Genomic DNA, 13,629 nt, shown 5'->3' with positions numbered 1-13,629 from the left:
TCGGGGTCGAGGAGGGAGGGGCCGTGTTTGCGGCGCGGATCGAGGACATAGCGGGCGCCGGTCTCGACGGTGGCCGTCAGACGGTAGCGCTCCAGGAGCCGGCCCACCTGACGGGTGCGCTCCGCGAGGTCCGGGGTGAGCGGGTCCAAGTGCATGTGGTCGAGGGTCAGGCCGACCCCGTCGTAGCCGAGGTCGGAGAGGAGGGCGAGGGCGTCGTCGAGGCGGAGGTCGGTGAGGCCGTTCGTGCCGTAACCGAGGCGGATGCTCATGTAGGGCTCACTTTCCTGGCCAGCCGGCGCGCGACGGGAGCGAGTGCGGTGAGCAGCGCCGCGGCGGTGAGCGGCCCCGAACGCGCGGTGAGCGCCGCCTGCAGGGGAATGACGGCGCGGATGCCACCACTGACCGCCCGCTGGCTCAGCGGGGGCGACGGGTTCAGCGCGGCGTGCAGGAGCGGCACCCCGGCGGTCGCCGCGTAGACCCCGGCGAGGCCCGAGCGTGCGAGGGCACGGGAGGTCCCGGCCGTGCTGGAGGCAGGGCCGCGCGCGACCAGCACACTGATCACCGCTGTCGCTCCCAGCGCGACCAGTGCCGTGCCGGGGGCGCCGCCCCGGGTCTCGGTGCGCGAGACGGCGGTGACGGAAAGGGTGTGCGCGCCGAGCGCGGCGGCGGGCAGCAGCGCCCGGCGCACCGCCGGGCCACGTCGGCCCGCGTGTGCCGGCGAGCCGGTGGTGGCGATCGCTCCGAGGAGCAGGTCGAGCGCGCGCGTCGCAGCCATGGCGGCGGGACCCGCGGGCGTGTGCTTCAGGCGCAGGTCGTACGCCCAGGCGGTGCCGGCGAGGGTCGCCGCGGTCAGCCCGGCGGGACGGCCCGCGGCCAGGGCGAGACCGACCCCGGCCGCGGTCAGTGCGACAGCGGCGGCCAGCGCCTGTCCCGAGGTGATCCGGCCGGAGGGGAGGGGTCGGTGCGGACGGTCGACGGCGTCCTCCTCCCGGTCCGCCCAATCGTTGAGCGCCATCCCGGCTCCGTAGAGACACATCGACGCTCCGGCCGCGAGCGCGGTGCAGCCGCCCGGGCGAAGTCCGGCCGCGGCAGCCCCGGCGAGCGCGTCGCCGGGCGCGGTGCACAGGGCGGAGACGCGCAGGAGGTCGGCCCAGTCGCGGGCGGCGCTCATCGCTCCTCCGCCAGGCGTGCGGCGAGAGCGAGGAGAGCGTCGTACTGCTCCCCGAGCGCCGACGAACCGCCGTCCGGATCCTTGAAGAAGAAACCCAGTTCGGGCAGCGGTCCCGCGATGCCTGCCTCATGGGCGCGGGCGACAAGCCGCACCAGGTCGAGCACGAGGGGCGCCGCGAGCGCCGAGTCACAGCCCTGCCATGTGGTCTGCAGGACCATCCGTGCACCGAGGAAACCTTCGAAGGCGATGTGGTCCCAGGCGGTCTTCCACTCGCCGAGCGCGGGAACGTCGTCGATGTGCACCTCGCCCTGAGGCAGCGAACCGAGATTGTCCGTCAGCACCCGGTTCTTGCCTGCGTTCTTGGCTGCGGCGGCCGCCGGATCGGCGAGCGCGGCTCCGTCGCCGCCCCCCAGCAGATTGGTGCCCGACCAGGCCCGCACGTCCAGCGCCCGCTGGCGGAACATCGGCGCCAGCACGGCCCGCAGCAGCGTCTGCCCGGTCTTGCCGTCCCTTCCCGCGTACGGCACGGCGGCCGTCCGTGCCGTCTCGGCGAGGGCGTGATGGTGTACCCCGGCGGACGGTGTGAAGTTCACGTAGGCGCACCCCGCGCGCAGGGCGGCGGCGGCATACAGGGAGCTGGCCGGCAGACGCGCGGCGTCCTCGGCCGGTGTCGGTTCGGTGGAGGCGACGTTCACCACGACGGTACGGGCGACATGGGAACGCCGGGCGAAGTCCGCGATGTCGGCAGCGAAGGCGGTGATCAGCTCCTCGTCGGTACGGGAGTCACCTGCCACGGGCCCGCCGGCGCGTATCTCCGCGTCGGCGGCAGCCAGTTCACCGGCGACGGCTCTTGTCAGGCCGTGCGGCAGGACGCCCTGCTCGGCCAGGGCCTCGGCGCGTTTGGGCAGGGACCAGTCCACGGTGTCGTGGCCGCCGAAGACGAGGGAGCGCAGGGCGGGCAGACGGGCGTACGCGAAGGGCTCGGTCTCGGTGACCATGCCGGTCGGCGGGCAGAGCCCGGCGGCGACAGCGGCACATCCGGTGACCGCGGTCGTGGCCACGGAGCCACGCGCGCCGATGAACCACACCCCTGTGCCGCTTCTGGGTCCGGGCCGGGTACCGGACGGTTCGTCGTGCTCGGACATGGAAGGCCTCCTGAGTGCTGGAAGTTTCGACAGGCGGGGTGGAGCGCTGGGCCGGGAGCCGGGCCGCTGCCGTCCGTGCCCGGGGCGCGGGTCCTGACCGCCCGTCACCGCGTGCGCTGTTGCAACTGCTCGGCCAGTTCGTTCCAGGCCGCGGCGCAGCTTCGGGCGAGGTCGGCGACCTCGGGCGCCCAGTGGCAGGGCAGCCCCTGGCCGAGAACCTCGATGCTGTCGCCGTCGACGCTGTAGTGGTGCAGCCAGCGCAGGGCGCGCCGGCCGGCCTCGGTGTGCCGGAGGGAGGGGTCGTCACTGAGCTTGGCGAGCAGCCTCTGCCGGTCGACGGTGGACGGGCCGCGCGACTCCTGGGCGGCGACGGCCGCGGCCCGCGGTGGCGGCGCGGCACCGGCAGCGGTGGCCTGGGCCGGGCCGCCGCTGCCGGTGCGGTAGCGGACCGGGACGGGACTCTCGCCGCGCTCGAGGCGACGGCGCACGTCGCGCACGGTGGTGGGGGAGAGGTTGGTCGCTCGCGCGACCTCGCGCAGCCCGGCGTCGGGCCGCTCCCGGAAGATCGCGGCGGCCTGGCGCCGCCGCCACGTGCTGTCGAGTGGCCGCACCCGGCCGTCGCGGCCGATGCGTGTGCCGGTCTGTGGGCCCTCTTCACCGGCCGCATGTGCGCGGATGCGCGAGACGGTCTTGTCGGAGATGCCGGTGGCGACGGCGACCGCCCGGTCCGACCACCGCGGGTGGGTCTCGATGATGCGGGCGGCCGCGGCCGCCCGGTCGGCGCGGGAGAGGGGCAGGCCATGAGTGACGTTGGCCTCTACGGACAGCACGAAGGCGTCGGCAGGATCGCAGTCGAGGAACCTCGCCGGGATCTCCGTACGTCCGTTGAGCAGGGCCGCACGGACCCGGTGCACCCCGTCGACGACACGGAAGGTGGGCCGGTGCACGGTGATGGGCGGCAGTGAGTCCCCGGTCTCGGCGAGCAGCCGGATGTGTTCCGGGTCCTCCGGGTCCAGCCGGGGCGAGTCGGACAGGACGAGTGAGTCGATCCGCACGAGTGTGGGTGGCTGTGACTCGGTCCGAGAGCTCGACGGTCCTCTCTCGTCGAGGCTCACGACCGGGTACGTCAACCCATCGGCCAGAGACAACGTGCCCTCCTGACAGGGATTCTCTGCGCGTATGTGGACAGCCCCGGCTGCGTCGCAACGTCGTCGCACCACGGACTGGGGACGAAACAGTACCGTACGGACGGTCTTTTTTTAGGTCGGAATGGCCGGGGCCGCACCCCGATGGACGCCGTCTCAAGTGAGGCTCGAGTCAGGCACCCGCCGCAGAGCATCCCTTGCATTTGGCTGAAAAGACCTGCTCTGGCGCCTCCCTGCGCGACAGCTCGCATTGAGTCATTCATTCGATTCGATGGCCCCCGCACTAGATTCAAAACCGACACGTTGGTTTTATGTACCTCTACGAACTTCCCTCCGGACCGAGAGAGCCAGACAGTGAGCCAACAGGAGCGGGCCACCCGGACCCAGACCGCACTCATTCGCTCGGCGGCCGAAATGTTCGAGCGGTACGGCTACGAGAAGGCGAACCTGAACGACATCAGTTCCGGCGCCGGAGTCAGCCGCGGCGCCCTGCACTTCCACTTCGACAGCAAGGCGGAGGTGGCCGCCGCGGTCGAGCGTGCCGCCGCGCACACCTTGCGCCGGACGATGAACGAGGTGCCTTCGCAGGAGACGAGCGCGTTGCAGGTGCTGGCGGACCTCTCGCACCGGCTCGTGCATCTGCTGCTCTGGGACGTCGTCGTCCGTGCCGGATTCCTGCTGAGCTGCGAGGCGGGATCGCGCGTCCGCACCGACCTTTGCCTCGAGTGGCGCTCCTACGTGCACGGGCTTGTGGCCCGCGCCGCCGACGAGGAGACCCTCGCACCGGGTGTCTCACAGGAAGGCGCGGTGAAAGCGGTGGTGGCCGCGACGGTCGGGTTCGTGGTGCTCAGCCGGGCCGACAAGGAGTGGCTGAGCGACCGGACCGTCACCGGCTTCTGGAGCCTGCTGCTGCCTTCGCTGGCGGATCCCGCGATCATGGCGGGTATCCATCCGGAAGGCACCGCTGCGCCGGCCGTCGGGCGAGGCCGCACGGGGGTGTGAGCCCCCGTCGCCGCGCACCGGATACCGTTCGCCGACGCCGGAATCAGGGCTCACACACCGGACTTCGGCGCTACGCTTCGGGCAGCGAACAGGCCTGGGGGGCGCGATGACGCAGGTGCAGGGGCAGAGAACGCTGGCGGGCAAAGCCGCTCTGATCACCGGAGCCAGTAGCGGCATCGGCGCTGCCGCGGCCCGGGTGTTCGCACGGGAGGGGGCCCGTCTGGTGCTGCTCGCCCGGCGTGAGGAGCGCATCGCGGCACTGGCTGCCGAACTGCGTGCGAGCGGTGCGCAGGCGTCCTTCGTCACGGGCGACGTCCAGGTCTCGGACGATGTCGAGCGTGCGGTGGCGCACACCGTGCAGACATACGGGCGGCTCGACGTGGCTTTCAACAATGCGGGTACCGGCGGGGACCTGATGCCGCTCCACCTGATGGAGGACAAGTCCTACGACCTCGTCATGGACACCAATGTGCGGGGCGTGTGGAACTGTCTGCGCCACGAGATCAAGGCGATGATGACGGCTTCCGGCGGCTCGATCGTGAACACGAGCAGCGTCGCGGGCCTGGTGGCCAGCCGGGTGCCGGCGCCCTACATAGCCGCCAAGCATGCCGTGATCGGGCTGACCAAGGCCGCCGCGGTCGAGTACGCGGGCAGCGGGATCAGGGTCAACGCCATAGCACCGGGCCTGACCCGGTCGGAGATGGTCGAGGACTGGTTCGGCAGGGTTCCCGGACAGAAGGCCAAAAGCATGGCTTCGGCGCCGCAGAACCGGATGGCTGAACCGGAGGAAGTCGCCGAGGCGGTCGCGTGGCTGTGCAGCGACCGCGCCTCGTTCGTCACCGGCGCCACCATGCCGGTGGACGGTGGCCGCACCACCTGGTGACGGCGGGTCAGCTGACGGCAGCCGGCTCCTTCGCCTCCATCGACTCCACCTGCATCGCCTCCATCTGCGCGTAGAGGCGTGCGCCGCGGTCGGGCGAGAGATCGAGGTGGGCGAGGACGGCGGGCAGCGCGATCGTCGGCATCAAGTGCTCGTACAGCACGGAGATCCGGCGCTCGATGTCCTCCATGCCGGTCTCCAGCTGGGAGAACAGCTGGACACCGTGGAACGCGGCGGCCAGCAGTTCGGCGGTCTGCTGGGGCACGACGTGACCGAGGATCTCGCCTTGCTCCTTGGCCTCGGCCAGCGTCTGCGCGGAGCGGTCGATCAGGGCCGGCCAGGCGCTCCCGTAGTGCTCCCTGCCCAGGGGGTCCGAGGACAGCACGGCGCCCGCGCGCACCACCGGGTCGCGCGGCAGGCGGTAGGCGATGAGCATGCCCTGGTCCACCCACTCCTGGACCTTCAGCTCCTGCGCGGGAAGCGCCTGCTGGGTCTGTGCCTCGATGATGCCCCGCGCGAGGGCCTCTTTGGAGTCGAAGTGGAAGTACAGGGCGCCCTTGGTCACTCCGGCGACCTTCAGGATGTCCGACACCGTGGCCGCCGCGTAGCCGTACTCCGCGAAGACCATCGCCGCTGCCTCCACCACGGCGCGGCGGGTCCGGACCGCACGTTCCTGTTGCACCACGGAGACCACCCCTTGTGCTCGGTACTCGCGTCCGGTGAGCGACAGACGAGTGAAATAAAACCGTCTGGGGGGTACCTTACACGTCCCATCGCTGCGGATGGCGCTCCTGGAGTGAGTCCCGGCCATGAAACCGGCAAGCCGGTTCGGAAGAGTCGCCTCCGTAACGAGGTCAGGTGATCTTCATTGTCGCCATCATGCCCATGGCCGAGTGGTCGAGCATGTGGCAGTGGTAGACGTACTCACCCCGGTACGTGTCGAAGGTGGCCTGCAGCGTGACCGTCTCGCCGGGCAGCAGCCGCACCGTGTCCTTCAGCCCGGCTTCCTCGGGTCCGGGGGCGGCACCATTGCGCTCCCGGACCCGGAACTGCACCAGGTGCATGTGGAAGTTGTGCGGTGCCTTGGCGTTGGCGTTGGTGACGGTCCAGATCTCGCTGGCCCCCGCCCGGATGCGCGCGTCGACCCGGCCGGGGTCGTACAGCTTGTCGTCGATGTAGGCCTGCGGGTCCGGTCGGCCGTCCTCGTCCATCCGCAGGACGAGGGAGCGCTGGGCGGTGGGTTTGGGCAGGCGCGGCAGCGTGCGCAGGACATCCGGTACCGAGCTGTCGTCCTCGGCGGTGCGGTCCACGTCGAACCGCATCACCTGGCCGGTTTCCGCGGTCGCGCCGAAACCTGTGTTCCGCAGGACGATCTTGGTGCCGACGGGGTAGCGGGAGAAGTCGATGACGACGTCGGCCCGTTCACCGGAGGTCAGATACACCGACTTCGTCGCGTGCGGGCGTGGCAGCAGACCGCCGTCGGAGGCGATCTGCACCATGTCGCTGTCGTCCTCCAGACGCAGTTCGAAGAAGCGCTGATTGGAATGGTTGGCGAAGCGCAGCCGGTAGGAGCGGGCAGCCACCTTGAAGTGCGGGACGGGTGCGCCGTTCACGAGGAGGGTGGTGCGGGCACGGTCGCTCATCCGGTAGACGAGCGCCCCGGTGGTGGTGTCGAAATGCGCGTCGCGTATCCCGATCACGACGTCGAAGTCGCCCTTCGGCAGCGGCAGCGCTTCCTCCTCGTCGTCCGTGAGGAGGTAGCTGCCGTGCATCCCGCGGTAGACATTCTCGGACTCCACGTGATGGGCGTGGTCGTGGTACCAGAGCGAGGCGTGGGCCTGCTTGTTGGGGTACCGGTACACACGCTCGGCGCCCGGAGCGATGGTGTCCATCGGCGCACCGTCGTGGCGCTGGGGCACCGAGGCGCCGTGCACGTGCACGGAGGCGGCCACAGGCAGCTCGTTGCGGTGGCGGACCACCACCGGCCGTCCTCTGCGGGCCTTGATGGTGGGACCGGGGAACTGCCCGTTGTACGTGCGCAGTTCGGTCTGCAGACCGGGCAGGATCGACCGGCTCACCGTCCGCATGGTCATCTCGTAGGTGTCCGTGCCGTGGGCCGTGGAGACCGGAGCGAGCACGGGGACCAGCGGCATGGGCTCGGAGAAGGGCTGCACGGGAGGTTCCGCGACGGGTCCCGTGGTGGACCCGTACGCGTGGAACACGGGCAGCAGCGATACCCCCGTGAGTCCGACGCCCGCGACGGACAGTCCTGCGCCGAGCACCCGACGACGGGTGGCCATGGGTGTTCCTCCTGCTCTGTGCGGGGACTTGGTGTGCGAGAGCAGGTCAACAGGCGGAACTCGAGCTTCGCCAGCGCGGTGCCCGCTCCAGCGGCGCTCGACCCGGCCGCGTGCGGGACGCCGCAGCCTGTGAGGGCTGCGGCGGCAGGCCCGGACACCCCCGCCGGCCTGCCGCCGCATGACGCGCCGGCCCACTGGAGAGGAGGCCCCGCGTGCACGCGGAGACGGCAGGGTTCTACGCACACCAGATGCGGCGCCTGGACGAGGGTGACGCGGAGGGATGGGCGGCCACCTTCACCGAGGACGCGGTGTTCCGGATCTCCTCCAGGCGACAGCCGATGCGCGGCCGTGCGGAGCTGACCGCGGGTGCCCGAGCGGCGAGCGACGCCGTGGCCGCGGCCGGCGAGCGGCTCCGGCACATGACGGGCATGCTGGAGATCGAGGAACTCCCCGACGAACAGATGCTCGTACGGGCCACCACTCTCGTCTACGCGACCGACGCGAGTGGCGGCGCACGCCTGCACCAGGTGTGCGACTGCACGGACATCCTCGTACGCACGGCGTCCGCGCCGCGCACCTTCTTGGTCAAGGACCGCCGGATCGACGTCCTCGGTCACGGCCCAGTGCCCCGCTGAGCGATCCACACGGTCCGGGCGTCGCGCTGTTGTACCGTCTGCCGCGGCATGGCCACCGAATCAAGGGGGAGACAGCGTGTTGCGGCACTTGCGACTGGTTGCGGTGAACATCGACGGCGTGCTCCTGAACGACAGCTTCAGCCCGGTGATGCGCCGGCTTGTCGAAGCGCGCGGGGGCACCTACAGCGCCGCCTTCGAACGGGAACTCCTCTCCCAGCCGCAGCGCGTCGCCGCCCAGCGGGCCGCGGACGTACTCGGCGGAACCGCCGAACAGGTGCTGACGGACTACTTCGCGGAGCGCGAGGCCTACGTGCGCGAGCACCCGGTGCATGTGCTCGACGGTGCGGCTGGACTGCTGGCGACGCTGCGCTCATTGGGCGTACGGACCATCTGTTACGGCGGGCTCGAGCGGTCGCACTTCGACCGCTACTTGGGACGGTTCGCCGACTTCTTCGACGAGCCCGGCTACCTGTGCACCAATGACTTCCGCCCCGGCATCCGGGAGATCACCGAGCTCTTCGGGTTCCGCGCCGACCAGGTGCTCTTCATCGACGACGTGGCACGGGTCGCTGAAGCCGCCCGGGAGCACGGGGTGGCCTTCATCGGGCACCCCGCCGACTCCGCACAGGCCTTCCAGCGCCGGATGATGGTCGAAGCAGGGGTCCGGCACATCGTGAACTCGCTGAAGGAGATCGACGAGGGTCTGCTGCGCACCCTCGACGAGGAGGCCGCCGCCGGAAGCGTCTGGCACTGACCGCCGTTCCGTCGGCCAGAGGATCGCTCAAGGCCCGCTGGAGAGACCCGGGGAACCCCCCGATCCTTCGCTACTGTGCCCGCGGCGGCGGGAGTTGCCGAAAGCCGGCCGGCCCGGTCGGCGCTGCCGTGACCAAGGCGCCCGTGCCCTGCCAGGGCCGCTCGCTCCTCCGCGGCCCGGCCTCAGCGGACGATCGGGAGGAACCATGGACACGGACCGTGCGCCACAGAAGCCGACGGCGGACGGAGCGCGGCGGACGCCTCCGCCGGGCACTTACATCGGCGTCTTCGGACTGCTGATCGGCATGTTCCTCGGCATGCTCGACGGACTGATCGTCGGCACGGCGCTGCCGACGATCGTGGGTGAACTGGGCGGCCTCGACCGCTTCTCCTGGGTGGTCACCGCGTATCTGCTCGCCACTGCCGCGTCCACGGCGATCTGGGGCAAGCTCGGTGATCTCCTGGGCCGCAAGGGCGTGTTCATGTCCGCGATCGTGCTCTTCCTTGTCGGCTCCGTGCTGTCCGGCATGGCGCAGGACATCAACCAGCTCATCGCCTTCCGGGCGGTGCAGGGGCTCGGCGCAGGCGGACTCATGGTGGGGGCACTCGCCATCATCGGCGTGCTCGTCCCGACCAGGGAGAGCGGCCGGGTGCAATCCATGCTCGGCATCCTCATGCCCATCGCGTACGTGTCCGGGCCGCTCGTGGGAGGCTTCTTCACCGACCACCTGACCTGGCGCTGGGTCTTCTACATCAACGTCCCGCTCGGCGTCGTCGCCCTGGTCGTGGTCGGGATCTGGATCAGACTCAAGCCGGTGTCCCGCGCGGCACGGATCGACTACCCCGGTGCTGTGCTCCTCGTCGTCTCGGTCGTGTGCCTGACCCTGTTGTCCACATGGGGCGGGGGTACCTACGACTGGGTGTCACCGCAGATGTTCGGGCTCGCCGTGACCGGAGCCGCGTCACTGGCCTTGTTCGTCCGTGTCGAGCACCGGGCGCCCGAGCCGCTGATCCCGCCGGGGCTCTTCCGTGATCGAAACTTCGCGGTCGCCCAAGTGCTCAGCTTCCTCCTCGGCGCGGTACTCCTCGGCGCCACCAACTACCTACCGCAGTACATGCAGTTCGCCCAGGGACTGACACCCACGGTCAGCGGCATGCTGCTGCTGCCCCTGATGTTCGGCATGCTGGGCGTGCAAACGGTGGTCGGATGGCAGATCAGCAGATCGGGCAGATACCGCGTCTACCCCATCCTGGGTGGCCTGGTGTGCGTTCTGGGCACACTGGCCCTCCTGACGCTGCGGGTGGACACCGCCGTGGCCGTCGCCTCCGCGACGACCCTGGTACTGGGCCTCGGCATGGGCTTCATGATGCAAAGCACTCTTCTCATCACCATGAACAGCGCCGACCCCCGGGACATGGGCGCCGCCAGCGGTTCCCTCACGCTGATCCGTACGATCGGCGGTTCGCTCGGCGTCGCGGCGCTGGGAGGGGTCTACGTCGCTCGCCTCGCCGATGAGCTGACCAGGAGACTCGGTGCGAGCGAGGCGGGCAGACTGTCGGGGGCGGACGGCAACGTGACGCCCGAGAGCCTCAAGAGCATGCCCCGCCGACTTCAAGAGGCTTACGAGGCCGCGGTCACCAGTGGCCTGCACGGCACCATTGTCGCCGCGCTCGTGCTGGCTGTCCTGATGTTCGCCGTCTCCTGGCTGGTCAGAGAGGTTCCCCTGCGCACCGTCGCGGGCCAGGACCTGGAGGCCGCGCAGGTGCCCGCACGGCAGCGGGGACAGTAGGGGACCTCAGGGGCTGCCGAGCGCGGTCGGTGTCCAGCACGCGAGAGTATGCGCCGGGTGCCGCAGCCGGGGGGGCGGCTACCGCGGACCACGTCGAAGAGGTCCTTGACCGAGACGGGCGCCCCGCCCTTCGGCTCGCTCGGGCCCCCGCCAGGACGACGGTACACACGCCGCCGGACCCGTCGGGCAAGAACAATCTCCACGTATACGCGTAAGTGCGCGGTCGGCGACGCCGTCAACCGTATCGACCCGAGCGGGTAGAATGTCCTTGCCCTCGGTAAGGAACAGTGGCACTACAGCCTGAGCAGCCGTGCTGCTCCCGTCGGCGGCGCCGGCGTGGCCGTCGGAGTGTGCGCGTTGAGCAGCGGCCTTGGCATTGCCCGGGGGAATGCTCGAAGAAGGCCCCGCCGACCAGGTCGCAGCCACCGGAATCCTCGGCGCCGCCGGTGGACGCGTAGGCGTGGCCGTGAAAGCGGCGGGTGTCGCGGAGAGGACGATGTCGTGCAGCATCTCGATCTGGCCGCCAAAGGTGGCAGCGGCTTCTGGCCCGCCGGTGCCGTCATGCTCGTCGTGATCACCGTCATCGTCGTGTCGATCGGGATCTGGCGAAGCCACGAGGTGAAGAGGAACGAGTAGCCCAGGGAGCGGGAGCGCGGGGTCCGTCGTCGCGATCCTGATCCTGGCCGGCATCGTCGCCATGTTCGCCTACGAAATCTGGAACAAGGACAGGAAGGGCTGACCGGCATGGTCGTGGGCGTGGTTCTCCTCATCCGCGGCCTGACGACAGCGGCCCCGGGACGGGTCATCGCCCGAACCTATGCCCGTACGGAGACAGCCCGCACGGCGCTGTGGATCGCCTGCCTCCTCGTGGGATTCGCGGTGGTCGTCGTCGGTTTCCCCCCGCTTGTGAACGTGGGCCGGCCCCCGGCGGGAAAACCCGGCGGAAGTGCGACCCGGCCGACAATCCGGCGGAGCCGCGCGGGCTCATGCACGGCCCGCCACACCCCCCCGCCCTCTTGACGTGCCCCTGCCCGCCCTGGCTATATGGGAGCGCTCCCACGGCACCCCCAGCCCGTCGCACCACAACCTCCGCACCCCTCACCCTCACCTCCCGGAGCCGCAGTGAGAAGAAGAAGTGCGACCACGACCCGCCCGGCCGGCACACTGATCGCCGCCCTGATCGCCGCCCTCGCCACCCTCCTCGGCCTGCTCGCCCTGACGGCCCCGGCCGCGCACGCCGCCGCCCCCGAGCGCGGGGCCGCCGCCGCGACGGGCCTGCACGTCAGCGGCGGCCGCCTCCTCGAAGGCAACGGCAACGACTTCGTGATGCGCGGCGTCAACCACGCCCACACCTGGTACCCGGGCGAGACCCAGTCGCTGGCCGACATCAAGGCGCTCGGCGCCAACACCGTGCGCGTCGTCCTCTCCGACGGCCACCGCTGGAACCGCAACAGCGCCCAGGACGTCGCCGCCGTCATCGCCGACTGCAAGGCCAACCGCCTGATCTGCGTCCTGGAGGTGCACGACACCACCGGCTACGGCGAGGACGCCGCCGCGGGCACCCTCGACCACGCCGCCGACTACTGGATCAGCCTGAAGGACGTCCTGGCGGGCGAGGAGGACTACGTCGTCATCAACATCGGCAACGAGCCCTGGGGCAACACCGACCCGGCGGGCTGGACCGCCCCGACGACCGCCGCAATCAAGAAGCTGCGCGCGGCCGGGTTCACCCACACGCTCATGGTGGACGCGCCGAACTGGGGCCAGGACTGGCAGGGCGTCATGAAGGCCAACGCGGCACAGGTCTACGCCGCCGACCCGACCGGCAACCTCCTCTTCTCGATCCACATGTACAGCGTGTACGACACCGCGCAGGAGATCACCGACTACCTCAAGTCCTACGTGGACGCCAAACTCCCGCTCGTGATCGGTGAGTTCGGCGGCCCGGCCGACCAGTGGGGCGATCCGGACGAGGACACGATGACGGCCGCCGCCCAGCAGCTCGGCCTCGGCTGGCTGGCCTGGTCCTGGAGCGGCAACACCGACCCCGTACTGGACCTGGCGATCGACTTCGACCCGGCGCGCCTCAGCGCGTGGGGCGAGCGCGTCTTCCACGGCGCGAACGGCATCGCACAGACGGCCCGCGAGGCGACGGTGTTCGGCCCGGCCGGCCCCGACACCCAGGCCCCCACGGCCCCCGGCACCCCCACCGCGTCCGCCGTCTCCCCCACCTCGGCGACGCTGACCTGGGCGGCGGCCACGGACGACAAGGGCGTGACGGGCTACGACGTCGTCCGCGTCACCGGCACCACGGAGACGCCGGCCGCCGCCACGACCACGACGAAGGCCACGATCGGCTCCCTCACCCCGGCCACGACGTACACCTTCGCCGTGTACGCGAGGGACGCGGCCGGCAACCGTTCACCCCGCTCGGCCACGGTCACCGTCACGACGGACAAGGACACCGGCACCCCGGGCGGGACGTGCGCGGTCACCTACCGCGTCACCAACACCTGGCCCGGCGGCTTCCAGGCGGACATCGCGATCCGCAACACCGGCACCACCGCCGTCAACGGCTGGACCCTGGGCTTCGCCTTCCCCTCCGGCCAGACCGTCAGCACCATGTGGGGCGGCACCCCGACCCAGACCGGCGCCCAGGTGAAGGTGGCCGCGGCGGCCTACACCGCCACGATCCCGGTGGGCGCGACGACCACGCTCGGCTTCATCGGCACGACGACGTCCGCCGCCAACTCCGCACCCACGGCCTTCACCCTGAACGGCGCGAGCTGCACCTCCACGTGAGGTGAG

At 70.7% G+C, this 13,629-nt stretch carries 12 protein-coding genes and 1 pseudogene; 7 read left to right on the top strand and 6 right to left on the bottom strand.

All coding sequences use genetic code 11. From position 1 onward, the window contains the following. From ABZ877_RS36625 to ABZ877_RS36610, 4 genes and pseudogenes are all read right to left on the bottom strand, one after another. Positions 1-269, bottom strand: a pseudogene (locus ABZ877_RS36625) (sugar phosphate isomerase/epimerase); the annotation flags it as partial. Then, positions 266-1,171: an SCO3242 family prenyltransferase gene (locus ABZ877_RS36620; RefSeq protein WP_361080372.1), complete on the bottom strand. Its 906-nt coding sequence runs from the start codon at positions 1,169-1,171 to the stop codon at positions 266-268. The pseudogene ABZ877_RS36625 and the gene ABZ877_RS36620, both read right to left, overlap by 4 nt. After that, the gene (locus ABZ877_RS36615) at positions 1,168-2,316 is read right to left on the bottom strand and encodes an inositol-3-phosphate synthase (RefSeq protein WP_361080370.1); all 1,149 of its coding nucleotides are present in this window, start codon (positions 2,314-2,316) and stop codon (positions 1,168-1,170) included. The genes ABZ877_RS36620 and ABZ877_RS36615 overlap by 4 nt, the downstream gene beginning before the upstream one ends. A 104-nt stretch (positions 2,317-2,420) precedes the next feature. Further along, positions 2,421-3,371, bottom strand: a complete 951-nt coding sequence (locus tag ABZ877_RS36610) for a ParB N-terminal domain-containing protein (protein WP_361080368.1) — start codon at positions 3,369-3,371, stop codon at positions 2,421-2,423. A gap of 444 nt (positions 3,372-3,815) precedes the next feature. On the opposite strand from ABZ877_RS36610, the gene ABZ877_RS36605 reads away from it, so the two are divergent. Together ABZ877_RS36605 and ABZ877_RS36600 are read left to right on the top strand one after the other, a co-directional pair. Continuing rightward, entirely contained in the window at positions 3,816-4,463 is a 648-nt protein-coding gene (locus ABZ877_RS36605) for a ScbR family autoregulator-binding transcription factor (RefSeq protein ID WP_361080366.1), read from the top strand. Positions 4,464-4,569: 106 nt separating this feature from the next. Continuing rightward, on the top strand, positions 4,570-5,346 hold the full coding sequence (locus tag ABZ877_RS36600) for a glucose 1-dehydrogenase (protein WP_361080364.1): 777 nt from the start codon (positions 4,570-4,572) through the stop codon (positions 5,344-5,346). 7 nt (positions 5,347-5,353) lie between these two features. Here ABZ877_RS36600 and ABZ877_RS36595 read toward each other — a convergent pair whose 3' ends face one another. Together ABZ877_RS36595 and ABZ877_RS36590 are read right to left on the bottom strand one after the other, a co-directional pair. Further along, positions 5,354-6,028: a ScbR family autoregulator-binding transcription factor gene (locus ABZ877_RS36595; protein WP_361080362.1), complete on the bottom strand. Its 675-nt coding sequence runs from the start codon at positions 6,026-6,028 to the stop codon at positions 5,354-5,356. Positions 6,029-6,197: 169 nt separating this feature from the next. Beyond that, positions 6,198-7,643: a multicopper oxidase family protein gene (locus ABZ877_RS36590; protein ID WP_361080359.1), complete on the bottom strand. Its 1,446-nt coding sequence runs from the start codon at positions 7,641-7,643 to the stop codon at positions 6,198-6,200. Between the two features lie 212 nt (positions 7,644-7,855). Between ABZ877_RS36590 and ABZ877_RS36585 the strand changes: the two genes are divergently transcribed. The 5 genes from ABZ877_RS36585 (at position 7,856) to ABZ877_RS36565 (ending at position 13,623) form a co-directional block, all read left to right on the top strand. Next, complete coding sequence (locus ABZ877_RS36585; protein WP_361080357.1) at positions 7,856-8,278, top strand: nuclear transport factor 2 family protein; 423 nt, start codon at positions 7,856-7,858, stop codon at positions 8,276-8,278. Between the two features lie 103 nt (positions 8,279-8,381). Then, positions 8,382-9,032 carry an HAD family phosphatase gene (locus ABZ877_RS36580; protein WP_361080355.1) on the top strand — a complete coding sequence of 217 codons (651 nt, stop codon included), beginning with the start codon at positions 8,382-8,384 and terminating at the stop codon, positions 9,030-9,032. Positions 9,033-9,237: 205 nt separating this feature from the next. Then, the gene (locus tag ABZ877_RS36575) at positions 9,238-10,821 is read left to right on the top strand and encodes an MDR family MFS transporter (protein ID WP_361080353.1); all 1,584 of its coding nucleotides are present in this window, start codon (positions 9,238-9,240) and stop codon (positions 10,819-10,821) included. A 501-nt stretch (positions 10,822-11,322) separates the two neighbouring features. Next, the gene (locus ABZ877_RS36570; protein WP_361080351.1) at positions 11,323-11,457 is read left to right on the top strand and encodes a hypothetical protein; all 135 of its coding nucleotides are present in this window, start codon (positions 11,323-11,325) and stop codon (positions 11,455-11,457) included. A gap of 486 nt (positions 11,458-11,943) precedes the next feature. Beyond that, positions 11,944-13,623, top strand: a complete 1,680-nt coding sequence (locus tag ABZ877_RS36565) for a cellulase family glycosylhydrolase (RefSeq protein WP_361080349.1) — start codon at positions 11,944-11,946, stop codon at positions 13,621-13,623. Positions 13,624-13,629: the final 6 nt, after the last annotated feature.

It is taken from the genome of Streptomyces sp. NPDC046939 (assembly GCF_040644575.1).
Taxonomy (GTDB): domain Bacteria; phylum Actinomycetota; class Actinomycetes; order Streptomycetales; family Streptomycetaceae; genus Streptomyces.
Note: the sequence above shows the minus strand (reverse complement) of the source record. Positions and strands in the feature narration are given on the sequence as shown.

What these genes read in the sequence shown, in the direction of transcription:
- ABZ877_RS36620 (WP_361080372.1), bottom strand. Translation starts at nt 1,171, where the DNA reads ATGAGCGCCGCCCGCGACTGGGCCGACCTCCTGCGCGTCTCCGCCCTG.
- ABZ877_RS36615 (WP_361080370.1), bottom strand. Translation starts at nt 2,316, where the DNA reads ATGTCCGAGCACGACGAACCGTCCGGTACCCGGCCCGGACCCAGAAGC.
- ABZ877_RS36600 (WP_361080364.1), top strand. Translation starts at nt 4,570, where the DNA reads ATGACGCAGGTGCAGGGGCAGAGAACGCTGGCGGGCAAAGCCGCTCTG.
- ABZ877_RS36590 (WP_361080359.1), bottom strand. Translation starts at nt 7,643, where the DNA reads ATGGCCACCCGTCGTCGGGTGCTCGGCGCAGGACTGTCCGTCGCGGGC.
- ABZ877_RS36575 (WP_361080353.1), top strand. Translation starts at nt 9,238, where the DNA reads ATGGACACGGACCGTGCGCCACAGAAGCCGACGGCGGACGGAGCGCGG.